The 24,956-nt window shown below is 42.6% G+C and carries 21 protein-coding genes and 2 pseudogenes; 16 read left to right on the forward strand and 7 right to left on the reverse strand.

The window, feature by feature from the left end:
* Positions 1-72: 72 nt before the first annotated feature.
* Positions 73-1,059 (reverse strand): Gfo/Idh/MocA family protein, encoded by a 987-nt coding sequence (locus AC0YOD_RS00655; RefSeq protein ID WP_475797328.1) that lies wholly within the window; start codon positions 1,057-1,059, stop codon positions 73-75.
* Positions 1,056-2,051 carry a Gfo/Idh/MocA family protein gene (locus AC0YOD_RS00660; protein ID WP_475797329.1) on the reverse strand — a complete coding sequence of 332 codons (996 nt, stop codon included), beginning with the start codon at positions 2,049-2,051 and terminating at the stop codon, positions 1,056-1,058. Before AC0YOD_RS00660 ends, AC0YOD_RS00655 begins: the two co-directional genes overlap by 4 nt.
* Positions 2,052-2,182: 131 nt before the next feature.
* Between AC0YOD_RS00660 and AC0YOD_RS00665 the strand changes: the two genes are divergently transcribed.
* From AC0YOD_RS00665 to AC0YOD_RS00700, 8 genes are all read left to right on the forward strand, one after another.
* Entirely contained in the window at positions 2,183-3,067 is an 885-nt protein-coding gene (locus AC0YOD_RS00665; protein ID WP_475797330.1) for a helix-turn-helix domain-containing protein, read from the forward strand.
* Between the two features lie 235 nt (positions 3,068-3,302).
* Positions 3,303-5,525 (forward strand): helix-turn-helix domain-containing protein, encoded by a 2,223-nt coding sequence (locus tag AC0YOD_RS00670; RefSeq protein WP_475797331.1) that lies wholly within the window; start codon positions 3,303-3,305, stop codon positions 5,523-5,525.
* Between the two features lie 187 nt (positions 5,526-5,712).
* Complete coding sequence (locus AC0YOD_RS00675; RefSeq protein WP_475797332.1) at positions 5,713-6,687, forward strand: ABC transporter permease; 975 nt, start codon at positions 5,713-5,715, stop codon at positions 6,685-6,687.
* Positions 6,688-6,714: 27 nt separating this feature from the next.
* Positions 6,715-7,578: a carbohydrate ABC transporter permease gene (locus tag AC0YOD_RS00680; protein ID WP_475797333.1), complete on the forward strand. Its 864-nt coding sequence runs from the start codon at positions 6,715-6,717 to the stop codon at positions 7,576-7,578.
* 106 nt (positions 7,579-7,684) lie between these two features.
* Positions 7,685-9,271, forward strand: coding sequence for an extracellular solute-binding protein (locus tag AC0YOD_RS00685; RefSeq protein ID WP_475797334.1), 1,587 nt, complete (start codon positions 7,685-7,687; stop codon positions 9,269-9,271).
* A gap of 115 nt (positions 9,272-9,386) precedes the next feature.
* Positions 9,387-9,644, forward strand: coding sequence for a hypothetical protein (locus tag AC0YOD_RS00690; RefSeq protein WP_475797335.1), 258 nt, complete (start codon positions 9,387-9,389; stop codon positions 9,642-9,644).
* 20 nt (positions 9,645-9,664) lie between these two features.
* Positions 9,665-10,825 carry a glycosyl hydrolase family 28 protein gene (locus AC0YOD_RS00695; RefSeq protein ID WP_475797336.1) on the forward strand — a complete coding sequence of 387 codons (1,161 nt, stop codon included), beginning with the start codon at positions 9,665-9,667 and terminating at the stop codon, positions 10,823-10,825.
* 10 nt (positions 10,826-10,835) lie between these two features.
* Entirely contained in the window at positions 10,836-11,123 is a 288-nt protein-coding gene (locus tag AC0YOD_RS00700; protein WP_475797337.1) for a hypothetical protein, read from the forward strand.
* A gap of 1,126 nt (positions 11,124-12,249) precedes the next feature.
* Here AC0YOD_RS00700 and AC0YOD_RS00705 read toward each other — a convergent pair.
* Positions 12,250-12,897, reverse strand: coding sequence for a transcriptional regulator (locus AC0YOD_RS00705; protein ID WP_475797338.1), 648 nt, complete (start codon positions 12,895-12,897; stop codon positions 12,250-12,252).
* A 1,066-nt stretch (positions 12,898-13,963) separates the two neighbouring features.
* Between AC0YOD_RS00705 and AC0YOD_RS00710 the strand changes: the two are divergent.
* The 3 genes and pseudogenes from AC0YOD_RS00710 to AC0YOD_RS00720 form a co-directional block, all read left to right on the forward strand.
* A pseudogene (locus AC0YOD_RS00710) lies at positions 13,964-15,238 on the forward strand (family 8 glycosyl hydrolase); the annotation flags it as partial.
* A 42-nt stretch (positions 15,239-15,280) separates the two neighbouring features.
* A pseudogene (locus AC0YOD_RS00715) lies at positions 15,281-15,769 on the forward strand (CBM96 family carbohydrate-binding protein); the annotation flags it as partial.
* A 186-nt stretch (positions 15,770-15,955) separates the two neighbouring features.
* Complete coding sequence (locus AC0YOD_RS00720; protein ID WP_475797339.1) at positions 15,956-17,284, forward strand: multi antimicrobial extrusion protein MatE; 1,329 nt, start codon at positions 15,956-15,958, stop codon at positions 17,282-17,284.
* 85 nt (positions 17,285-17,369) lie between these two features.
* Here AC0YOD_RS00720 and AC0YOD_RS00725 read toward each other — a convergent pair whose 3' ends face one another.
* Entirely contained in the window at positions 17,370-18,572 is a 1,203-nt protein-coding gene (locus AC0YOD_RS00725; protein WP_475797340.1) for an ROK family protein, read from the reverse strand.
* A 312-nt stretch (positions 18,573-18,884) separates the two neighbouring features.
* Between AC0YOD_RS00725 and AC0YOD_RS00730 the strand changes: the two genes are divergently transcribed.
* The 4 genes from AC0YOD_RS00730 to AC0YOD_RS00745 all read left to right on the forward strand — a co-directional run bounded on the left by AC0YOD_RS00730 (position 18,885) and on the right by AC0YOD_RS00745 (position 21,969).
* Positions 18,885-19,496, forward strand: coding sequence for a chromate transporter (locus tag AC0YOD_RS00730; RefSeq protein WP_475797341.1), 612 nt, complete (start codon positions 18,885-18,887; stop codon positions 19,494-19,496).
* Positions 19,497-19,508: 12 nt separating this feature from the next.
* A complete protein-coding gene (locus AC0YOD_RS00735) occupies positions 19,509-20,048 on the forward strand; it encodes a chromate transporter (protein WP_475797342.1) in 540 nt (179 codons plus the stop codon).
* 117 nt (positions 20,049-20,165) lie between these two features.
* On the forward strand, positions 20,166-21,053 hold the full coding sequence (locus AC0YOD_RS00740; protein WP_475798325.1) for a formylglycine-generating enzyme family protein: 888 nt from the start codon (positions 20,166-20,168) through the stop codon (positions 21,051-21,053).
* Between the two features lie 298 nt (positions 21,054-21,351).
* Positions 21,352-21,969 (forward strand): DNA-3-methyladenine glycosylase family protein, encoded by a 618-nt coding sequence (locus AC0YOD_RS00745; RefSeq protein WP_475797343.1) that lies wholly within the window; start codon positions 21,352-21,354, stop codon positions 21,967-21,969.
* A 55-nt stretch (positions 21,970-22,024) separates the two neighbouring features.
* Here AC0YOD_RS00745 and AC0YOD_RS00750 read toward each other — a convergent pair whose 3' ends face one another.
* Genes AC0YOD_RS00750 through AC0YOD_RS00760 form a run of 3 tightly spaced genes read right to left on the reverse strand, consistent with a single transcriptional unit; the run spans position 22,025 to position 24,005 of the window.
* Positions 22,025-22,843, reverse strand: a complete 819-nt coding sequence (locus tag AC0YOD_RS00750) for an SPL family radical SAM protein (protein WP_475797344.1) — start codon at positions 22,841-22,843, stop codon at positions 22,025-22,027.
* 30 nt (positions 22,844-22,873) lie between these two features.
* Complete coding sequence (locus tag AC0YOD_RS00755; RefSeq protein WP_475797345.1) at positions 22,874-23,425, reverse strand: methylated-DNA--[protein]-cysteine S-methyltransferase; 552 nt, start codon at positions 23,423-23,425, stop codon at positions 22,874-22,876.
* Positions 23,382-24,005, reverse strand: coding sequence for a bifunctional transcriptional activator/DNA repair enzyme AdaA (locus AC0YOD_RS00760; RefSeq protein ID WP_475798326.1), 624 nt, complete (start codon positions 24,003-24,005; stop codon positions 23,382-23,384). The genes AC0YOD_RS00755 and AC0YOD_RS00760 overlap by 44 nt, the downstream gene beginning before the upstream one ends.
* A gap of 241 nt (positions 24,006-24,246) precedes the next feature.
* On the opposite strand from AC0YOD_RS00760, the gene AC0YOD_RS00765 reads away from it, so the two are divergent.
* A complete protein-coding gene (locus tag AC0YOD_RS00765; RefSeq protein ID WP_475797346.1) occupies positions 24,247-24,888 on the forward strand; it encodes a carbohydrate-binding family 9-like protein in 642 nt (213 codons plus the stop codon).
* Positions 24,889-24,956 lie beyond the last annotated feature (68 nt).

A 24,956-nucleotide genomic window follows, 5' to 3' on the forward strand; every position in this document is an offset into this window, starting at 1 on the left:
TGAAAACAGGATTTGCCGTTAGCTCATTGGCAAATCCTGTTTTTATGTGTGACATACTATAATTGCTGAATGTTAGATGGAAACGGGCTGACCTTCTTTAATTGAACGATAGCCGGCTAATGCAGCAAGGGTGGAGCGCATACCGTCTTCTCCTGAGATAGGAACAGGCTGACCGCTCCGAATGGCCTGTAAAAATGCACGTACCAGATGCTCATCCATATTATCACCCCAATAATTCCATTGACCTGCCGAATTTTGACGGCTGTACAGCTCATTGACCTGAGCAAGACCATTTACAGAAATGACGCCCTTCGTACCGATGATGTCCAAATTAACATCGCCCCAAGTTGGATAAGGTGCTTTTCTTGACCAGCTCGTATCAAGAACGCCGAAGACGCCGTTCTCAAATTTCACATGAATCATACCCGTATCGTCTACAGTGAGCTTGTCGTCGAATAAAGTGGCAGCATAGGCATAAACTTCTTTCGCTTCAGAGCCATTGAACCAATTCATCAGATCCATGACGTGCACGGTATGATCCAGCAATGCGCCACCGCCGGATAGCTTAGGGTCAACGAACCAACCATCTGGAGCAGTACCGTGATTCGATCCTTTGAAGGCAACAATATCACCGATCTCGCCTCGATCAATTGCATGTTTGGCTTGAACGACAGCTGCCAAGTATCGGCAAGGGAAAGCGGTCATAAGCTGAACATTATGGTCTTGGCAAGTGGAGATCATCTCCTTCATATCTTCTACTTGGATGCCAAGCGGCTTCTCACATAATACATGTTTTCCTTTTTTTGCAGCAGCGATGGTAATCTCAGCGTGAAATGAATTTTCCGAGCAGATGACGACTGCATCTACATCAGTATCAAGAAGTTGATGATAATCGGCGTAATAAGGCAATGAATGCTTGCTGACAACATGACTTACTCTGCTTTCAATAGGATCAGCGATGCCTACAACTTCTACTTCGGGCAAAGCGAGTAAAGATTGAAGATAAGAGAATGCATGCCCATGGGCAAAGCTAATTAATCCAACTTTTAGTTTTTTCATTTTGTGCTTCCTCCTAATGGGAGATGAACGGCTTTGCCTGTACGGATGCTCTCCTTGGCAGCTTGCGCCAGCTCCAATGCTTTATAAGCATCGTTAGCCGTTACGATGGGCTCCAAGCCGGTTTTGATACATGTTATAAAATGCTCAAGCTCAAGCTCATAAGGACTGCGGAAGCCAGGGCTTTCAGGCACGGTTACAAAGGAGCTGCTCTCTGAAGATGCTGCCTTATGAATTTGAAGGGAGCTGCTCTTTAAGCTATTCGCTGTAATAAGCCCATCGCTTCCTGCCATTTCTGCTTTTGTATGGAATGGTCCTGGGAATCCCCAATTCGATTCGACGTTAGCGACTGCTCCGTTGCTGAATTGAAGGGTTACCAAGGCATAGTCCAATTGCTCGCTTGTATGACCCATCGCATATACAGTATCAATCTCACCGAAGCTCCATCTCAAGAAATCCAAATCATGAATCATTAAGTCGGTAATGACACCACCGCTCTTGGATTCATCCTTATACCAGTCTTTGGTATCCCCTGGATGCGGGCCAATGCGGCTGGCATGTGCTACGGCAGGTCTGCCAATCATTCCTTGATCAATCGTATGTTTCATGTTTATATATTCGGGAAAAAAACGGACAACATGTCCAACAAATAGACGAACACCGTTTTCTTCGCAGCAATCAATCATCTCTTTTGCATCTTCTAAAGTGAGTGCGATTGGCTTCTCGCTTATGACATGTTTTCTTGCTTTTGCAGCTAAGAGAGTATATTCTTTGTGTAAATAACTTGGTAGAGTAATGCTTATGGCATCAAATTCAGCCTCAGCGAGCATTTGCTCAAAGGACTGGAAAGCAGGTGCTCCTGTCTTTTTGGACAGTGCATTAGCGAATTCGATTTGTATGTCACATAAACCAGTCAACTCCACACCATCGAGCTTGGAGTAAATTCCTGCGTGGACATTTCCGAGTCCGCCGCAACCTAATACAGCAACTTTCATGATCCGTCTCCTTTGTAACGATGATTTGTTTTTCTAAATCAAATGATACATGCTGAGCAGTAAGAACGTATATGCGATTATTTAGTCAATTTGTATCCATATTCAATCTATCATAGTGAGAAGGAGATAATATGGACAGCTTTCAAGAGCCTATACTCTATCAAAATCCGCAACTCTGCATTAAGGTGTGGAAATTTTCCCATAGTGGCGACGAACAGTATGGTTTACAGCCATGGCATTATCACAAGGAGATTGAATTCATTCTTGTATTGGATGGCATCCACGAAATGTATACGCCTAGCAGAGCCTACATTCTCCATCCAGGAGAAGTCATGGTTATCGGCTCTTCGCAGCTTCACAAAGCACAAATACGATTAGGACAGCATGCTCAATATATTGTACTCCATGTAGATTTAGAGCCTTATTTCGATCCGGCGATGATGCATTATACGAGACATTTCATGGAGATCATGAATCCGCTGGACGATCTGAACTATTTGTTCAGCAAATTTCCCCATGTTCAAGCGGAAGTGGGGGACATTCTGCTGCATATACACGAAGAAGTGATGGAGAAAAAAAAGGGCTATGAGATTGCAGTTAGTATGCATATTAAACATCTACTGCTAACATTGCTTCGTAATGACGACCAGCAGCTGCTATCCGCGCATGAGTACGTGGATGCTGATTTATTGCGACCAGTAGTCGCTTACATTGAGAAGCATCTCACTGAGAAGATAGACATGACGGAGGTCAGTAAGCTTGCTGGTATGAGTTATGTTTATTTTTCAAAATATTTTAAGAAAAAGATGGGGATATCCTTTACTGAATTCGTAAACCGCAAACGGATAGCGAAAGCGAAACGCATGCTCGTAATGGGTAATATGAATATCACAGACATAGCTGTTGCAGCAGGGCTTGAGAATATGGCTCATTTCTATGAGCTGTTCAAGCGTTTCAATGGCTGCACGCCCAAGCAGTTCAAGGAGAACATGAAGGGGCAAGAGGAAGTGTTGTAATTTTTTAGTTGTACCAATAATAGGGCTTCCCTCGTTTTGACGAGAGGAAGCTTTTTTAGTTTTTTAAAGCAAGATAGCCCAAATAATAGCTTAAGTGAACAATATCCCAGTTGCATTTTTATTAAGATGAAAATTTTATAATAGATAAAGCCTGTGCAATTTAGTATCTTTAATTACAATTGCTTTCATTTACACAGAAGCGTTATTGATTTTTTTAGGTAATAGGGGGGAGCTTATGATTAGAATTGGCAAATACAAAAAAGGGGGATCTTTCTTCACCCATCTGATCTTATCATTCACCTTATTGGCGGTTACCTTGATCGGACTCGTAGGAGGATATCTTTATGTGCAGGCCAATCGGTTGATGGTGGATGAGATTGCTAGAGACAGTCAGCAGCGTTTGGCTACATCCAGTGATTTTATTGAAAATACGCTGTTGAAAAAATATGAGAATAGTGTTCGCAACCGTGCTTTATCAACGTTATCGCTAGAGAGCCAATCCATGCTTAATTATTTGCTGGACAGCAATTGGGAAGGGAATGCGAGTCGGATCGCGGCTTTTCGTAAAGACCTTGAAATTTTCAAACTTGCAAATGAAGGCGTTTACAATGTGACGGTGTACTTCCAGAAAGGAAATTATATTGTTGATAGCAGTCAGTTTTATATGAAACCGGATAACTCACCTGATGCCGTTTTTATTAATGAAGGGTTAAGTTCAGCTATAAATCAATGGATGTTTAGAACGTTGTCTGATGAAGAAGAAGTCATGACTTATGCGATTGCCCTTCCATATGGTTCCTTGACGAAGCAGTCCGCAGGGGTGATGTATCTTGATGTGAGTCTGGAATATTTGAATGGGATGGTCTCTAGCACAATGAGCTCGCCGCTTGAAAAATTGTATGCCTTTAATGAAGAAGGCAGCTTAATGATGCATACTGGGCCGGATGATGAAGAGGGCCTTTTGATGGCTAAACAATGGATGGCATCTAATCAGGTTGTCAAGGATATCTATTACAGCAAGAAAGATAAATTTGTATTATCTTATATGAATAACCCGAATTCAGAGATTAACTGGAGTTATGCTTTAATCCGTCCCATGAATATATTTGTATCATCGTCGGAACAGCTTAAAGGTAAAATATTTGGAAGCTGTCTTCTTGTATTAATTATTGGTTTATTCATCTCTTATATTATTTCCAAACAGGTATATGTCCCGATGAAGAAGCTGGTTGCTAATATTCGCAGCTTTTATACGCCAGGTTCCGGAAATCAAATATGGAATGAATACGCTATCATAGGAAGCACGATAAATACAATGGGAAGTAAGATAGAAAATTTGGAGTCCAGGGCTAAAGTAAATGAACTGAAAAACCTAGTATTAGGCGCTGGGAATGGATTGGAATATGATGATTACTTACCTCAAGGATGCCATTTTATAGTTAGCTACATCCGATTGCTGGAGGGCAACGCAGAAATCTTCAAGACCAAATATGAACAACATGCGGTTTATGCCCACTATAAATTTATTACATTAAACACACATGAAGCAGCTGTCATCTATTATTGCGAGGCTGACGTAACTCGTGATGAAATGGAAACGATGTTCCTAACAGAATTGAACGGCATCAAAGGTACAACAGCTGGTGAATGGCGATTCGGCGCTGCCATTGGTTCGTTAGTCCATACGGCTGAAGAAATACCATTTTCATATCAAAGCGCCAATCATGCTTACCGATATTGCTTCTTTTACGGACTGGAAGCCAATGTTCTTCATTCTCGTGTATCAGCCTATAATCGGAAGCCCCATCTGTTTTCCTTCGAGATTTACAAAAATGCCTTAAAGGCGGGGAATGACATTGCTATGCATCGTTTTATCGATGACTTTCAAAAGGCAATGGAAGAAGGCGATACACAGCTGGAAACCGTTGAGCTGGGATTGCTGCAATTAGTAACGGTTTTGTATCAAGTGATCATCGAACTAGATCTCCAGCAAATCGTTCAACCCTCGAGCTTATTCGATGAGTTGAAAATGGAAACGTTAGCTGAAACGATTGTATCTATACGTGGCTTGTCAGATCAAATTGCTGTTCATGTACGGGAAACAGGGAATCATGCTCATACTGAGATTATTTATAAACTAAAGAAGTTTATTGATGAACATATTCATGAAGACTTATCGCTTCAAAAGCTCTCAGAAGTTGCCTCGCTGGCGCCATCCTATATCTCTACACTATTTGGAACGGTTATGAATGAATCTTTTACCGAATATGTGACTCGAATTCGATTGGAGAAGGCCGCTTACTTATTAAGAGAGGATAAGAGATTGTCCGTTGCAGAAATATCGGCACTCGTTGGTTACCGCAATCCGCAGTATTTTCACAACAAGTTTAAAACGCGTTATGGTGTTACGCCAGTGCAATATCGGAATGTTGGCAATGCTGAAGCCTTGTCAAATTAATAAGAAAAAGAAAAAGCAGCCGAAATTCGGTTGCTTTTTCTTTTGTCTCAAAAATTGCAATGGATTTAAGAAGAATGTTGAATGATTTTAATAAAAATCCAATAGAAAAAGCGCTTACAAAACCTTATGTTTGGATTGTCAGAACAACACCAGCACTTAACTTATCTTCTGAAAGGAGTTAGCAACAATGAACCGAGCAGGTACTGCTGGTATCCATGATCAGCAGAAAGGCCTAGAACCCCAAATTCCGAGGTTGAAATCAATTTGGCGCCAATACGTGAAAAATAAGTACTTATTCTTTTTGTTAGCTCCCGTGCTCATTTGGTATGCCATATTTGCTTATGGTCCGATGTATGGTATCCAATTAGCCTTTAAGGATTATTTCATACGTGATGGAATATGGGGGAGCCCTTGGGTAGGTTTTAAGCATTTCGAATATCTATTTACGGCTTCGCCAGACTTTTGGAAAATTATTAAAAATACCATTGTCATCAGTTTTTATCATATTTTATTTGGTTTTCCGGCTCCGATAATATTAGCTCTTCTATTTAATGAGCTTCGGTTTACTTTATTTAAGAAAATTGCCCAAACGATATCCTATTTACCTCACTTTTTATCATGGATCGTTATTGGCGGCATTATGATCACAATGCTGTCTCCAAACTCGGGTGTGGTCAACTATATTATTCAATGGTTAGGTTTTGATTCAATATACTTTCTGGGCAGCGAGAAGTACTTCCGGTTTACGTTAGTCATGTCGGGCATCTGGAAGGAAATTGGATGGGGAACGATCATCTATCTGGCTGCGTTATCCGGCATAGATTCCCAAATGTACGAGGCGGCCGTGCTCGACGGAGCGAATCGTTGGAAGCAAACATTGTATATTACGATTCCGTCCATTCTTCCTGTTATTGCGATTCTGCTTATCTTACGTGTTGGCGGTGTGTTGGATGCGGGGTTTGATCAAATATTAACGCTGTACTCGCCTGCTGTATACGGGGTAGCGGACACTTTGGATACGTATGTGTACCGAATTGGATTGCAAAATTTTCAGTTTAGTTTGACGACGGCTGTTGGTTTATTCAAAAATGTCGTTGGACTTATGTTGGTCTTGTTCGCAAACATTATTGTTAAGAAAATGGGGCAGGAAGGGCTCTACTGATAAATAGTAGGAAAGGCGTGATCAAAATTGCGATTATCTTCTGGAGAGAAAATATTTCAAGTATTTCTAATCTTGTTCGTTACCGCTCTGAGTATAACGATGCTCTATCCCTTTATGCATGTACTCTCTATATCATTAAGCACACCCGCAGAGGCACTGCGTCCAGGGGTTCATTTCTACCCCAAAGAGATATCATTTTTTGCTTGGAAGCGTGTGCTCACGACTGATACGGTATGGCAAACCTTTGGGAATACCGTCTTTCGGACCGTCGTCGGGACATTATTAAGTCTCTTGTTTATGGCCCTCGGTGCTTACCCGTTATCTCGGAAATATCTCCCTCATCGCGGGTTTTATACGATGTTTATTGTTGTGACGATGTTTTTTAGCGGTGGACTAATTCCTACCTATCTCTTGATCAAATGGCTTGGGTTGATTAATTCACTTTGGGTGTATGTTATCCCTGGTCTTCTTAGTACCTTCTCTCTTCTTATCCTCCGCAACTTCTTCATGGGCATACCAGAGGAATTAGAGGATTCGGCGAAAATGGACGGAGCTAATGATCTTCGCATTCTCTTTACGATTATTATTCCGCTTTCGAAGCCAGTACTGGCGACTCTCGCTTTATGGTCTGCTGTTGGCCATTGGAATGCCTGGTTTGATGCCATGCTGTATATGCAGGATCAATCAAAGATTGTACTCCAGCTATTCTTAAGACGACTCGTCATAACGGCCGAGGGAGATCCGATGCTTCCAGTTCCGACTGCCGAACAAGCTCCAGAGATGGTTAAAGCGGCAATTATTATGTTTACCGCTCTTCCAATATTAATGGTCTATCCGTTTCTTCAGCGTTTCTTTGTCAAAGGTATCATGGTTGGATCGCTTAAAGGCTAGTTCAGGCTGATTTTGGATTGTTCTTGTAATGATTTAAACAGCTCGCTTTATCCGCGAACTGTCTAAATATATAATATGGAATAGAAAAGGGAGGAAGTAAAAAAACATGAATCACACAAAAAAGAAATGGTTGGGACTAGCGGCAGCAGCTCTTTCGGTATCGCTTGTAATGAGTGGCTGCAGCAGCAATAACGGTGGTAATGCTGCAACAAACAAGCCAAAGGCTACAAATGGTGCAGAAACTCCCGCTGTTGAAGCCCCTATTGAAATTACTTGGGCAAATAACTTTAATACGCCTGAAAAGGATGGCAACTACGTACAGACTGAACTAGAGAAAAAATTTAACGTAAAAATAAAAAATATTAAATTGGAGCGCGGTACTTGGAAAGAACAGTTTACAGTGCTGCTTGCCTCTGGCGACATTCCCGATATTTTCCCGATTGATGCAACAGAGACCGATATGGTGTTATGGGCAGACCAAAGCATAATAGCAAGTATTGATCCTGCAGAAATAGAAAAGTATATGCCTAAATTTACTGCAGCCTTGAATTCTGTTGATTCCGGTGCATGGGGTGTAGGTCAATACAACGGAAAAAACTGGGGTATTCCGAAAGTTTGGCCAGGCGGCTTGGATGCATTTATTCCGGGCTACAATCAAGCTTGGCTAACAAATATCGGCTATGAAGCGCCTCCTAAAACATTAGAGGAGCTAGAGGATGTGCTTACGAAATTCGTTAATGATGATCCGGATAAAAACAATAAAAAGGATACTTATGGCTTAACCGGCCGAGGCAAGCTTCCGATTCAAATGTTTACTTCTATATTCTCAGCTTTCGGCGTTTCCCCTTACCAATTTAAGCTGGATGCTTCGGGATCTATCGTTTATGGCGGTGTAACAGAAGAAACGCGTAATGCGCTAACATTATTGAATAAATGGTATCAAGCAGGTCTTATTGATCCGGAATTTATCACAACGGATAACAATGAAATTAATATTAAATTTGCTGACCAAAAAATTGGTATGGTTGATAACGGCAAGTGGGGCAACTTTTACAAGGAATCAGGTTTCGTAGCAGCTCCTGGTCTGGAGAAGGGGCAAGTATTCCAAGCTGGAACGCCGATAATTGGACCAGCTGGTGTTGGATACGCTTTCGCATATGGCGCAAGGCAGGCTCCTGTATTATTAGGCGCTCAATTGGAAAAGGATGATAAGAAACGTCAAAAAATTATGGAGATTTTAGAGTATGTAGCTACTGATCCTGAGGGTTACCTGTTAACGGGCTTCGGACAGTTGGGTGTGAGCTATGATATGGAAGGCGATTTGGCTATCGGCAAAACAGATGAAGCTGTTGCTGCGCCTAAGATGGGAGCAGGTAACTTCTATAATCCATTAAGCTCTACAGATGTATCTATGCAAAAATATACGATGTTGCCTGAACTATTGGAGTTGAAAGAAAAGTTGAGCGTAGGAGTAACACCAATGTTTGATATATTGGGACCTGCAGTATTGACAAGCAAACCGAAATATTGGGGTAATTTGCAAACGCTGCAAGATAGCTATCTCATAAAAGCGATTACTGGAGAATCGAACACCGCGAAGGATTTTGACAGCTTCAAGGAAAGCTGGCTGCGCGCTGGCGGACAAGAAATAACGGATGAAGTCATTAAAGTTTATGAAGAGAGAAAGGAATAATCGTAATTTCTGAATAGAGAAGGGTTTATAGGCTGAAGCATGAGTGAGATGCTTCAGCCTATTTTACTGTCGGGACAATGGCACTCAAAGGAATCGAATTGGAGGATAGGATCACATGAGTCAATTAATCGTTTATGAACAACCCTATGAGGCAGTAGAAAATGATGATTTCTCAGTGCGTGTACGTAAGCAAGGCGGGGAATGGAAGTCTTTGTTTGTTTTTGAAGCGAAGGTAGATATGCATGATGTACGATCTGCATCTATGGCTTATTTTGATATGGAGGATGATGTTGAGGTCTGCGTGTTCTCTAATAAGTTGCAGGTTGAAGAAGCGGTTATTCGCCCTTTATCTTTTATATTCCTTTTCAAATAGAGGAGAATGCCATAACTTTCATGTTGGATCAGCCGCGTAAGCTCTCGATTGAAATAAACGGGGAACGCTTTAGCAATTTACATCTATTCGCCAATCCTATCGAGACAGACTCGCCTAGTCCTGATGATACAAATGTACTGCTTGTCCATTCAGGCAAACATCGTTCTATGGATATTGCAGATGGTGTGCAGCGATTGCGGGAGTCGAACTTAGGAGTGAACAAGATTATCTACTTCGCGCCGGGTGTTCATTATTTTGAAGAGTACATGCTGCATGTGCCATCGGATACTACGGTTTATATCTCTGGAGGAGCCATTTTATATTGTTCATTGATCTGCAAGCATGCAGAGAATATTATCATTCGCGGCAGAGGCATATTGTATATGTCCGAATTGGAGAAAACGACCTATTTAAGGGGAGTGCAAATCACATTTTCGAATAATATTGAAGTGGAAGGCATCATTCTTCTTGATCCACCGCATTACAGCATTTATATGGGTCAGTCTGAGAACATTCGTGTTCGAAATTTCAAATCATTCAGTACGCGAGGCTGGTGCGACGGAATCGATATGATGGCAAGCTCGAATGTGAATATTCAGGATGTTTTTCTAAGAACGTCGGATGATTGTATTGCGATATATGGCAGCCGCGGCGAATATGATGGAGATTCGCGAAATATCAGAGTTAGCGATTCTGTACTTTGGGCGGATGTCGCTCATGCGATGCATATTGGCATCCATGGTAATCACCAGAAAAATGGCGATATGATCGAGCATATTCGCTTTGACAATATTGATGTGCTTGAGCATCATGAGCCGCAGGAAAATTATTGGGGTGTCATGGCGATTTGCGCAGGCGACAATAATATAGTTCGCGATGTCATTTTTAATGATATCCGGGTAGAAGATTTTGAGCTGGGTCAGCTTTTCGATGTTCGAGTGATCTGGAATGAGACATATAATCCGGTGCCAGGCAGACGAATCGAAAACATTCAATTCATAAATATCGATTACAAAGGAGCAAATGTGAATCCGTCCCGAATCTATGGGTATGACGAGGAACGGATCGTAGACAATGTTAAGTTCGTAAACGTGCGAATCAATGGTGAAGTAATTAGAGACGCAGCTCATGGTAATATGCGATGCAATGAGTTTGCACATCAAGTTGAATTTGAGAGCTAGTGGGTTAACTGTGGGGAATCGGAGTCTAGGCAACTGCTTGTATGCACATTCTGTGCTAGCGATCTACACATGTATGGTCAGCGGCTTGTATGCACATTCTGTGCTAGCGATCTACACATGTATGGTCAGCGGCTTGGATACACATTCTGTGCTAGCGATCTACACATGTATGGTCAGCGGCTTGGATACACATTCTGTGCTAGCGATCTACACATGTATGGTCAGCGGCTTGGACACACATTCTGTGCTAGCGATCTACACATGTATGGTCAGCGGCTTGATGCACACTATGAGCTAACAGACAACAGTTCCGCTATTTTAGAATTTTAGAGGTTTATGTTGGTATTACGGACATATAATCCGTTATTTGTGTTTAAACACACCTAATTCACGTATTTATTGCAAATAACGGAACCAATGTCCACAAATAGCACGAAACAGATTTTTTTGCACAAATAGCGTATTATATGTCCGCACACGCATCGCCGTAGCTGCAAACCGCAAACTAGTAGGCAAAATCACACGTAGGCGACTTGTACATAGTATCTATTGAATCTAATGGAGTAACCTAGCTTATCGATTTGTTCCAAGCTCTGTGCTACCAATTTGATACACGTTCAGAGTTGGCGGCTAGATGCACATTGTGAGTTAGTGATCTGATACACGTTCAGAGTTGGCGGCTAGATGCACATTGTGAGTTAGTGGTCTGATAAACGTTCAGAGTTGGCGGCCAGATGCACATTGTGAGTCAGTGATCTGATAAACGTTCAGAGTTGATAGCTAGATGCACACTCTGAGTTAGTGATCTGATACACGTTCAGAGTTGGCGGCTAGATGCACATTGTGAGTTAGTGATCTGATACACGTTCAGAGTTGATAGCTTGATACATATTCTGAGTTAGTGATCTGATACACGTTCAGAGTTAATAGCTTGATACATATTCTGAGTTAGCGATCAGATACACATGCAGAGCTAGTTGAATGCACTTTATGTGCTAGCAGACATCAGTTCCGCTATTTTAGAATTTTCGAGGCTTATGTTGGTATTACGGACATGTATTCCGCTATTTGTACTTTAACATCCTAAATTCACGGATTTATCGAAAATAACGGAACCTATGTCCACAAACAGCACGAAATAGAGTTATTTGCACCAATAGCGTATTCAATGTCCGTAAATGTCGCCGCCGTAGCTGCGAATAGTAACCTCATGATTAGTATTATGATTCAAGTAGATGGAATAATCCTAACAAACAAACAGCGACTATATGCAAGTCATAGAATATAGCCGAACACACAATAGCAGAAGCAATTCACAAGTAACAAAATATAGTTTTTCTCATAATAGCACTAGCAAAATACAAACATCAGGATGTAACCGTAGTCACAACTGCAATTCGTCGATGATTTTCAATATGTTGAGATTACAAACGAAGTTTATAAGTACGAGAGCGAAGTTGGCCACTTGAAACCTCAAGGAGGTGTAACTCTACTAGCTTATGCAGAATACGTCTGGCGTGTCGATCGCTTACTCTGAGGTGACTTGCGAGTTCAATGGGAGTAAATGGGCGCAGTAAACGTCTGGCTAGTCTTAGTGTCTCGGCTTCTAAACACATTAGCTGTGAAGGTACATCTGAAGCGATAAACTTTCCGACGAACGCGAGTACGAGCTGCTTGCATTGTTGAGGTTCATCGGTAATGGATGGATAGGCGATAGGGAGGAAAATCCAACCATCAAGTGCTAATAAACTATGTCGTCTGCATAGATCCTTGAAACGTCTTACATCAAGATCTCTGGCATGAGGGCCAAATCCCTGAATTTCAATCCCACCTTTTGCGTTTCCTGGCATGTAGGCGAGATCAAGATAGCGATAGCCATTATTGAAGTCGCGCACTTCCCATTCGGGAAACAGATGATCGAAATGACCAACAGCAGGAAACCATATTGTCCGAAGGAACTCGACCGTGCCGTGACCAAGCCCTTTGTTGAGCAGTTCTCTTCTTCTGTGATTACTCTCTGAATCAATATTCGATTGCAGCCATTCCTCATATTTTTGGTCAAATTGAGACATGTTGATCCACTCCCCTCTACAAAATAAAAACGCCGCATTCATACAAACAAACCCGAGCTGGGATTGGTTGTATAAATGCGGCGTGTTCTTCACGACCTATGTAGTTAGTATAACGCTAGCTGCTTCATTCATCAACAGACAACATATCCGTTCTTTCAGGAGTAAATGGTTACAGTGGTATAGTGGGCATAAAGTCTGTTCTTCCAGCTGCGAGAGGTTAGGGTTGGTATTGTGGACATGAAGGCCGTTAATCCGGCATTCAAGGGGGTTCTTTTGGTTTTACGGACATATAAGCCGTTAAATGTGCTGAAATACCACAAATTCAAGGATTTATTGGTGATAACGGAACTAATGTCCGTAACTATCGCAATACAAAGCAAATTGAACAAATAGCGTATTCTATGTCCTCAACGGCACCCGAAGCCGAAGCCGAAGCCGAAGCCGAAGGTGAACCCGAACCCGAACCCGAACCCGAACCCGAACCCGAACCCGAACCCGAACCCGAACCCCGAACCCCGAACCCCGAACCCCGAACCCCGAACCCCGAACCCCGAACCCCGAACCCCGAACCCCGAACCCCGAACCCCAAACCCCGAACTCGAAGCCGAAGCCGAAGCCGAAGCCGAAGCCGAAGCCGAAGCCGAAGCCGAACCCGAACCCGAGCCCGAACCCGAAGCCGAACCCGAACCCGAAGCCGGACCCGGACCCGGACCCGGACCCGGACCCAAACCCCAAACCCCAAACCCCAAACCCCAAACCCCAAACCCCGAACCCCAAACCTGCATCATCCGCTAATACATCGGTTTTTTGAGAAGCAAGAGATTAGAGTTGGGAATTCCATTATAAATTAAAGCGATTAAACAATAGTAGAAAGAGTTCTAAATCTAAAAGTATCAGAAAATTTAGAAATTTTGTAAAATTCATATTCAACTCGTTATTTTTATGATAATATTACCAAATAGCGCTGTTCTTGGATAGCTGGATATATAGGGAATCTACAAAAACGGAATTCCTTCAATATTTTCCGGCTTAAAAGTTAAAGCGTTTTAACTTTGAAGGAGGCGAAATGATGTACAAAAATCTTTATCGAACGGTTGGCACGGTTAAGAAGGCTGCAATAATTGGACTTGCTACAATTATTGTTGCGGGGTTGTCTTATGTTCCTACATCGTTTGTAAAGAACGCGCAGGCTGCGGGTGAAGCAAAGCCATTTCCTCAGCAGGTCAGTTACACCGGTATTATTAAGCCCAATCATGTTAGCCAATCGTCAATGAATTCTTCCGTTTCGTCCTACTATGATTACTGGAAGGGCAAGTATCTCAAGAACAATCTATCCTCACTTCCCGGCGGTTATTATGTGAAAGGAGAAAGTACAGGGAGTACAGATGGATTCACTCCGCTCGGCACCTCTGAAGGTCAAGGCTTCGGAATGGTTATTACTGCTCTGATGGCAGGCTATGATTCCAATGCGAAGACCATCTACGATGGATTGTTCAAAACGGCCAGAGCGTTCAAGAGCTCCGAAAATTCAAGTTTGATGGGTTGGGTTGTTGCGGATAGCGCAAGTGCGCAAGGTCATTTCGACTCAGCAACGGATGGAGATTTGGATATTGCCTATTCCCTAATTCTTGCTCATAACCAATGGGGGTCAGGCGGGACAATCAACTACTTATCAGAAGCTAAAAAAATGATTAACGCAATCAAAGCGAGCAATGTGACGACTAATAATCGCCTCAATCTTGGTGATTGGGACTCGAAGAGCGCATTAAATTCAAGACCATCGGATTGGATGTTAAGTCATTTGCGAGCATTTCATGAAGTGACAGGAGATCAGACCTGGATCAATGTCATTGATAGCCTGTATACTGCCTATTCACAAGTTAGTAATAATTATGCTTCATCCACGGGACTGATTTCTGACTTTATCGTAGATAATCCTGCTAAGCCGGCACCTGAGTGGTATTTGGATGAGTTTAAAGAGACGAATCAATTTTCTTATAACGCTTCAAGAGTACCGCTACGGATTGTTATGGACTACGCGCTATATGGTGACACAAGGGCCAAGACAATAGCTGATAAAATTGCGGTATGGATCAAAGGAAAAACAAGCGGCTCACCATCTTCAGTGAAAGCCGGCTATACATTAAGCGGTACAGCACTGGTTACTTATAGCTCTGCAGTATTTACTGCACCTATGATATCAGCCGCAACAACGAGCACGGCCCATCAGGCATGGGTGAATGCCGGCTGGGATTGGATGAAGAGCGCAAAATCTAGTTACTTTAGCGATACTTACAATCTTATGAATATGCTTTATGTCTCCGGAAACTGGTGGAAGCCAGGGAGCAGCGGTCCAGTCGTTCCGGGCGGCTCCACACTTGCCGTAACAGAAGACAGCTTCGTGCGCGGCGGTACGTATGATGGGGATAATTACGGTACTCAAACGACGATTACCCTTAAGAAAAGAGATTCAAATGCCTCTTTTGTACGTGAAGGTTATTTAAAATTTAATAAATCAGCTTTTACAGGAACGGTGAATTCTGCAGTATTGAAACTGTACGTTAATAGTCTTCACAGCAATACGACTTCATTTTCACTGCAAGCGATTGGAATAAACAATAATTCATGGACGGAGTCTGCAATTAAATATTCCAATCGGCCGACCGAGTCTGGAACAGCTCTGGGCACTGCTACTGCAAATGCAGCAGGGGCCTATGTAGAGCTTGATGTTACGTCTTTTGTGAAAAACTATACGGGCAATATTTTATCATTCAGAATCGTAGGCTTGATTGAGGATGCGGGAGCAGACATAGCTTCGAAAGAGAATAGTACATCCTCTAAACGTCCAGTCCTTATTATTAACGGAGGCTAGTGTTAAAGGTTTAGGAAGGCCCTCCACGCTCACATGCTAAATGTGTGAGTGTGGAGGGCCTTTTTTTCTGACTAATGACAGGATTAGAATGATAGGCATCTGCTAGATTGGAAAAAGATGCTATGATAGAGCTGGAAACCAATTCGTGTAGATGACAAGTCAACTAGCCATGAAGGAGTCGAATCTATGAGCGAGCCGCTATCCAAACCGATTAGTCAGTCGGTGACCATGAAGAAGCTTTGGTATTTTTTTATACCGCTAGGCGTTTCGGCAAGCTTAGTGACGATTTCACATGTCATTATTAATAGTACACTAAGCCGTGCAGCTGATCCTGAACATGTTATAGCCAGCTATGCCATTGCAATGAGCCTGCTTGGCATTACAGAACGGCCAGCAGTGCTGCTCCGGCAAACCTGTTCGGCTCTAGTTCGGGACAGGCAATCGTTCAAAGCGACGCTAACCGTTGCTCAGCTTGTATTTGCCAGCATAATCGCGATGGGTTTTGTTTTAAGCTATACACCGCTGGGAACATTTATTTTCAAAAATATATTCGGCGTACAGGATGACAATGTTCAGTCCGTCATCAACGTCTATCGGGTGCTCATGTTTGTCAGCTTATTTTCTGGCATCCGTTGTCTTTACCAAGGCGTTATTATTTATCAATTACGAACGAAGTGGTTGACCATAGGCATGGCAATTAGGCTTGCTGGTATGTATATGCTATCTCTTTATTTTGTGCACACAGGGGTAAAGAGCGGGATCGTAGGAGCAATTATATTTTTGTTCGGAATGATGATTGAAGCGGCAGTGAGCTTCTCAGAGGGACGCTTGCTTGTTCGTAAGCTGCCGGAAAGGGTGGAGAAGCATGCAGTAGAAAGCAAACGCCATGTATTCTCCTTTTACCGACCGCTGCTAATGTCGTCCGTTATATCCGTGTGGATTGGACCAGCGATTAACGCTATGCTCGGGAAAACATGGGATGCTCAATTAGCGATATCTTCCTTTGCTATCGCCGCTAGTTTGGTCATGCTGCTCAGCAGCTTTTTTAGTTATTTGCATCAGATCGTTATAAATTTTTATCGTATTGATGCTGCTGCGGTAAGAAAATTTGTATTGATGCTTGGATTCATTCCTGCTTTGCTAATGGGAATCATTGCGTTTACACCTGTGGGGGTGTTGCTGCTGGAGCATGTGATTGGCATTCACGGCAGGCTTCAAGAGGAGAGCATAAGGGTACTGCAAGCCTTCGTATTGTTCGCGTTTGTTATGCCTTGGCTTGACGTTCTTAATGGTCTTGTTCTTGTACGCGGACAAACGAAGCTTATTGTTGGCTCTCAGTTTTTCAATTTATTGTTTACCCTCATCACGCTCATTATTAGTGTGGCGTTGTCACCGGAATGGAACGGTACAATCGGAGCTTGGGCGCAATCTATTGGTATGACAGCGGAGTGTATTTTCGTAGCGCTGGCACTTCGTTTTATTAAGCCTATGAATACCTTTTCTACGGTAAAATGAAACTAGAAATCTAGCACATTTACGGATTGTCCATTATAAATACTGAGAAAGAGCCGCGTTCTTGTGCATGCGGCTCTTTCTTATTTTACATCTCCATACCTCTCCACACCATTAAAGCTGAACCAGCGGAAACTGCTTCTTCTTTAAGTTCCCCTTTGGAGAAGGAGGGCTGATGGTCAGGGAAATAATAGGAATTTTTTTGTGCGATCTCTATGGCTGTTTGGTAGAACTGCTCACTTGAATTTACGAGCACACCGCCAAGGATGATTTTTTGTGGATGGAAGACATTAATTAAGTTGGCAAGTCCAATGCCGAAATAGACAGCAGATTGCTTAAATAGCTCTCGAACATAAGGGTTGTCTTGAGAGTAGGCTTGCAGCAGCATATCGTAATTGATTTTCTCAGGAGAAATATCAGTTCCATTCAATAAGTCTGTTCGACCTAGCTTTGCATGAGTTCTTGCTTGGGTCTCCAAAGCTTGTAAGGATACGAAAGCTTCCAGCGCCCCATAGTTTCCATGCTCATTTAATCTGGGACCGTCCATTTGGATGATCATTTGACCGATAGAGCCTTCCATATCGATAGATCCATGTACGATTTGACCGTATGACATCATCGCGGATCGAAGTCCAACACCGGCGTGGACATATAGCATATGCTGTAGATTTTGACTTCTCATTGCCCACTGTTCACCGAGTAAAGCGGCATTGGCTCCGTTTTCGAGCTGAGCGGGTATGCCTGTTTTCTCTTCCAGAATACTGCAAATAGGTACGTTATTCCAGCCTGCTGCTGGGAAGTTCAGGGGACGAAGAATAACGCCATTATCGCGATCGAGCGGGCCAACAGCGCCAACCCCAATTCCGATAACTCGGCTGCGATCAAGATTGTGATCCAATAGAATGGAGCGAATATTGTTCGAGACGTATTCTACGAATTGATGAGGTGTCATCGCTTCATCCATCCGCCAGCGAATCGAGGATTTGAGATTCATTTTCATATCATAAAAACCGAGTGAAGAGTATCTTCGGGATATTTCCAATCCAAAAAAATAACTGTAATCGGGATTAATTTCATAAAGAATCGGTCTTCTGCCGCCATTTGAAGGGCCAAGACCAGACATAATTAATAATTGCTCAGCTACCATTTCATCAAGCAAACGAGTTAGGGAGCTGCTTGTGAGTGAGAAGGCTGCCAGCAATTCTGCTTTTGAGACGATGCCTTGCTCTGCTATTCGGTTATAAAGCTGCTTCTTGGAAGAGGGAATTTTATTTAAAGATGAGTTACTCATATTGTACCTCTTTTTCCGATTGAAGTAATGGGGATTAATCTAAATGTATTATATCGTAAGTCAGAAAGGTGCGCTACTTCTTATATGTCCTAGCATTAACGGGTCCCATTCATATCAAGTTGCAACATTTAAAACCAAAATGAATTTAACTAAATCTAACCTCTCTTCCGTAAGAGTAATTTTGATCATTTTTAGTTAGGTTATACCCTTTTTCATTCGATTTCAAAATTATTTACACCTATTTTTGAAAACTTTATTTCAAAATGAAATAAAGATGCTATACTATAAGTAGTTGAGTTGAGGAGGAATATGATGAACCTCGAACGTTGGAGTAAAATATGGCATTTATTTATTATGTTTCTTAAAATCGGTCCAGTTACATTCGGCGGCGGCTACGCCATGATTCCTGTTATTGAACGCGAAGTTGTTGAGAAGCGGAATTGGCTGCAATCCGATGATGTTGCTGATGTTTTTGCAGTTGCAGGCTCTGTGCCGGGTGCAATCGCCATTAATTCGGCAACTTTCATTGGTTATCGAATTGCAGGTATTGCAGGTGCTATTGCCGCAACAATCGGAATTTTGCTTCCTACCTTTTGTATCGTCTTAGGATTTTCTATCTTTTTCGTAGAAATGAAGGATAATCCGAAAATTGAGGCAGCATTTATTTCAATTCGAGCGACAATTGTCGCACTGATCGTCTATGCCGCATACAAGACCGGCAAAACAGCTGCAGTAGATATGGCTTCCGTGATGCTTATTCTTGTTACTGTCGCACTTATGTACTTCACTCATAACCAAATTCATCCGATCTTTCTCATTATAGGAGGAGCAATAGCAGGGATGACGATTGTGGGTATTCGAACAAAGCTCGGGAAAAAAACAATACATCATGAAAAAGAGCAAGTGTTTGATTACATGATATAGTGGGGAGTTACTATGTTAATCGAATTGTTTATTACGTTTTTTCTGATCGGATTGGTTTCATTCGGCGGCGGTTATGCGATGATACCATTAATTCAGGAGCAAATTGTTAATCAACATGGTTGGATGGAGCAGCAGCACTTTATTGATACGATTGCCATTGCCAGTATGGCGCCTGGTCCGATCGCTACCAACATTGCCGTATTAATTGGTTACGATGAGTATGGACTAATCGGTGCTATCGTTGCTACACTAGGAACAATTATGCCATCGGTCATTATTATTCTTATCTTGGGCAGGATTTTTTATAAAATTAAAGATAATCATTTGGTTACTTCCTCATTTTATGGCTTAAGAGCAGTTATTACCGGTCTCATTATATACACCGCTTACATGTTCGCCGATACTAATGGTATGCTGGCCTCGATGTCTTGGTATACTTGGAGTCAGATTATTATATTTCTAGGCTCGCTAGCTGCTTTTCTTTTCTTTCGCAAGCATCCCGTCTCGGTTCTAATCATATCAGCACTTGTTGGTATCGCCGTATATGGGTAGATAAAAACCTTATTAGCAAAGGGGAATGGGAACTTGGATTCAAAAAAATCTTGCTGCGCAGCCAGCAGGGAGCAAGTGCTTTCTGAAGGCGGAGAACGGGGTGTTGAGACCGCTCAAATGGTTCAATCATCCCTAATCGCAGCTCATCCAATGAAACATCTCATTACGCTCTCTGGTGGAGAGTTTGATATGGGAACCGATACAACGGAAGGGTTTCCTGCTGATGGGGAGGGACCTATTCGCAAGGTGACTGTTGCTCCGTTTCGAATTTCGCCTTATGCGGTAACGAATGAGGAATTCCAAGCATTCGTTCAAGCCACAGGCTATGTAACAGAAGCAGAAACCTTTGGATGGTCTTTCGTCTTTCATTTGCTCGCATCTGAAGAAACCAAGGCGAAGGTCAAGGATGTTCCGCAGCAGGTTCCTTGGTGGCTTGTTGTGGAGGGAGCATATTGGGCGAAGCCGGAAGGACCGGATTCCAGTATTGAGGATCGTATGGATCATCCCGTAGTACATGTTTCCTGGCAGGATGCAGAAGCTTTCTGTCAATGGTCTGGCACACGCCTCCCGACGGAAGCCGAGTGGGAATATGCCGCAAGAGGAGGACTCTCAAGGAAAACCTATCCTTGGGGCGATCTGCTCAAATTAGATGGCAAGCATATGTGCAACATATGGCAAGGTAAGTTTCCTGTCAAAAATAACGCAAGCGACGGTTATGTTGGCACAGCGCCCGTTCATGCTTATGAGCCTAACGGCTATGGCCTCTATAACATGTCAGGCAACGTATGGGAATGGTGCTGGGATTGGTTCAGCCCAGGCTATCACAAGCAAACGGCTAGCGATAATCCTAAATTTGTACAGCCTACAGGCAGCAGGTCCATGAGGGGTGGCTCCTATTTATGCCATCGTTCTTATTGCAATCGTTATCGGTTAGCAGCCAGAAGCTCCAATACACCGGACAGCTCGACAGGGAATTGTGGATTTCGTGTTGCCGCAGACATATAATCGAGCAGCTTTCATCTATATTCAAAATGATTCAGAACAGCAACAATTTATCCACAAACCTCTCGGTCGAAATCTGATCGAAAGGTTTTTTTATTTCAGAGAAATGAACTCGTTTAATTGTTTCTTTAATTGTATCTCGTTAATTGTATTTCTTTAATTGTGCTTCTTAAGTTTGTGTTTCGTTATATTGCGGTTATATTCGGTTATTCTTTCATTATCGATTCCATGAAGTATAGTAGGGTGTAGAGAATGAGTATGAATCCCGTGACAATTATTTATAATAAGGTGGGATAACCGTATGGGAACCGTCATTACCAAAAATTTTCACTATGGACAAGAGGAAATCGATTACTTGAAAAGTGCAGATGAAACGCTTGGGGCAGCGATAGAACGGTTGGGCAAAATCGAACGTGCTGTTATGCCTGATTTATTCGCAGCGCTCGTCTATGCTATTGTCGGTCAGCTTATTTCTGTCAAAGCAGTCTATACCATTTGGGAGAGAATGCAAAATCAATTTCGAGAAATTACTCCGGATAATATAGCAAAGCAGGACGTAAATGACATTCAAAAATGTGGATTGACGATGAAAAAAGCAGTTTGCATCAAAAATGTTGCCCTTTCGATTAAGGAAGGTATTATTAATCTGGATGAGTTGTATGACTTGTCGGACGAGGAGGTCATCAACAGGTTGATGACCATAAATGGTGTTGGAAAATGGACGGCTGAGATGCTGCTCATCCATGCAATGGAGCGTCGAGATGTCGTCAGCTGGGGAGATATTGCTATACGTCGCGGGATGATGAAGCTATATAGTCTTCAAGATCTGACAAAGGAGCAATTCCAACAATACCGTATTGCCTATTCACCCTTTGGATCTGTAGCCTCCATTTATTTATGGCAAATCTCGTCCGAATAATGGCATGACAGAAGCTATGCGGGAGGAAAAAAGAAGAAGTCAGTCCACCAGTCCACTAAGGTTCAAAACCTTCTTGGCTCACATAAATCTGATCCTCTGAGAAAAAATTGCGCATACGATCATAAACCATACGATAAGCATGGGGATGGTACCATTCTTCTAAGCCGAGCTTCTGATACAGAGCTTGGATACCTAAGTTGCGCGTACGTCTTCCACCGCTCCCATCACCCATAAAATAATCATCCACGCATACACGATCAACGACTTCACGTAATATTTCCGGAAACTTTTCACTGCTTGGCAGCATAGGCGCAATCGTAGCTTGCGTTGGAACACCGGCTTCAGCTAATAAGCGAAGTGTATGTATTCGAGCGCTAATCGGCGGGGCAGACGGTGAGAAATGTTTTCGAATATCTTCTCGATCTGTTTCCACCGTCATGCTGACACGTACGCTATCTCCTAAACGCAATAATAGATCAATGTCTCGAGATACGAGGGGACTTCGGGTCTGCACGAACAAAAAATGAGGCGGATCATTGACCATGACCTCCAGTAAGGAGCGAGTGACCTCTTCTTTGTATTCAATAGGCTGATAAGGATCTGTGCTTGATGACATGAAGATCGTTACGGGTCCTTTCTTCTTGGCTCTCTGAAGCTCCTTCTGAAAAATGGCAGCAGCTTCTTTTTTTATATCGACCCATGTTCCCCACTCTGCTTTGCGAAAGGTAGAGACTGGCATTTGTCGTACATAGCAATAAGAGCAGCCAAATGAACAGCCCGTATAGGGATTTAAGGAATGACTATAGCCAGATAGAAAGCCAGTTCCTTTGTTTAGCAGTGTTTTTGGATATTTGTATAAGAATTCTGTTTTCATTTTTTTCCTCCCATACGCTTTTCGAGAGAATCAGACCTGCTGAGAGACTCCATCAGCCGATATCGCGACTTTTTCCAATTGGAGGAGCTTAGCCTTCATGTCCATACCTCCGCGGAAGCCGGTTAGTGAGCCGTTTTTTCCAATTACACGATGGCAGGGTACACTAATCAAAATAGGGTTGGCGCCAATGGCTGCTCCGACTGCGCGAACGGCAGTTGGTTTTTGAATGTGATCTGCGATTTCTGAATAAGACTTCGTTTGTCCATAAGGAATTTCGCGTAAGGCTTGCCAAACCGCTTGTTGGAAAGCAGTTCCGCGGAAATCGAAGGGCATAGCAAAGCTTTGGCGGGTACCATTCAAATATTGAATATACTCATCTGCATATCGCTTCAGCTTCTCATCATCTCTAATTAACGCCGCTGGAAATCGTTTTTTTGACCACTCAGCGAGTTCTTCAAAGGGCTGCCCCTGAGAGCCGACATAACACATTCCCTTCGAAGTGGCAGCGAGGTACATTTGCCAATCCTCATATTCGAATTTAGTCCAATAAATGATTGCATTGGTGTTGGTTTTTGAGCTCATGATTTAAGATCTCCTTACGAATGGGATTATGAAGCTGGCGGTAGCTGGCGGGCGTATGACTAGTCAGTTTCTTGAACAGGGTTATAAAATAGGGAGCGTTTGACAGGCCTACACTGACACCGACCTCAGCGACTGATATCCCTGTCGAAATCAGTTTTTCTTTAGCATGATGAATACGAGTTAGTTGCAAATATTCAAGCGGTGTTATGCCTTTCATTCTCTTGAATGTCCGATGGAGATGATAGGGGCTGCCATGAGAAATCGTTGCGAGAGTGTCCAGGGTCAACGGTTCCCAATAATTTTTATCTATATAGGCAGTCACCAAAGCTATCCATTCATCATCAGGCAATCGCTGGCCGTTTGGCTTGCATCGTTTGCAAGGACGATATTGAGCGGACAATGCTTGCGCGGCATCTTGAAATATCGTTATATTTTCTTTCTTTGGCGGTCTGGATTTACAGGAAGGACGGCAAAAAATACCTGTCGTTTTTACGGCGTAAAAAAATTGACCATCATAAGCAGCATCATTACCGGTGATGGCTTGCCATCTTTCATCCGTAAGAGATAATAAGCTTGCCATGCCATCAGATTCTTCTCGCCTAGAAGCAGCGTCCTCTAAGTTCTGGAGCTTTTGTTTTCTCATTTTCAATCGCCTCCACGAACAGTATACCCTCATCGATAAACGTTTGTACGCAAAAATGAATGTAATAGCAAGATAACAAAATAATAGGGCGCTATGCAAATTGCTGAAATAAGCTTGTATATTCATCCGATATTGCTAAACTAACAACATAACGAAAATTACATAATGGAGGAAAGTCATGGAGAGCGTGAGAAGCAAAAATGATGACGTATACATTTGTAAACAAATCCAATCGAATAGCAAGGATGTAGATTGGAGCTCGATTGATTGGAATAGCTGCAACGCTGTAGAGTTGACGGATACGGTTACAGGCCTTCCTTCCAAAGAACACACAGAACTGCGGGCTTGCTGGAGTTCTGATGCCTTGTATGTCCGGTTTCTATGTAAGGATACGAATGTCGTATCGGATTTTGAGCAAAGAGATGATCCGCTTTATGAACAGGATGTCGTTGAGATTTTTATTGATGAGGCTGGTACGGGTATTCACTATTTGGAGCTGGAAGTGAGCCCGAAAAATATCGTATTTGATGCGCAAATCCAGAATAATGGAATAGATGCTATTGCTGCTACGGATTTAGCTTGGTCCTTCCAAGATTTACGTACGTCTGTCGAAATGAACAAGGATGAGAGTATGAGTGTGTTCATATGCATTCCAGCAATCAACTTCAAAGGTCCTTTGGAACGCGGGGTGCGCTGGCGGGTTAATTTCTACCGGATTGACGAGGATTTGGACGGCATACGAGAGTATCAGGCGTGGAGGCCTACAGGTGCTGTCAACTACCATATTCCTTCAAAATTTGGTACATTGCTTTTCGATTAAAGAAGAGAAACGTTTGCTAATAAGCAAACGTTTTTTTATTTGCTTTTAGGGGAAATTAGGAATAAATA

It is taken from the genome of Paenibacillus sp. J31P13 (assembly GCF_056269295.1).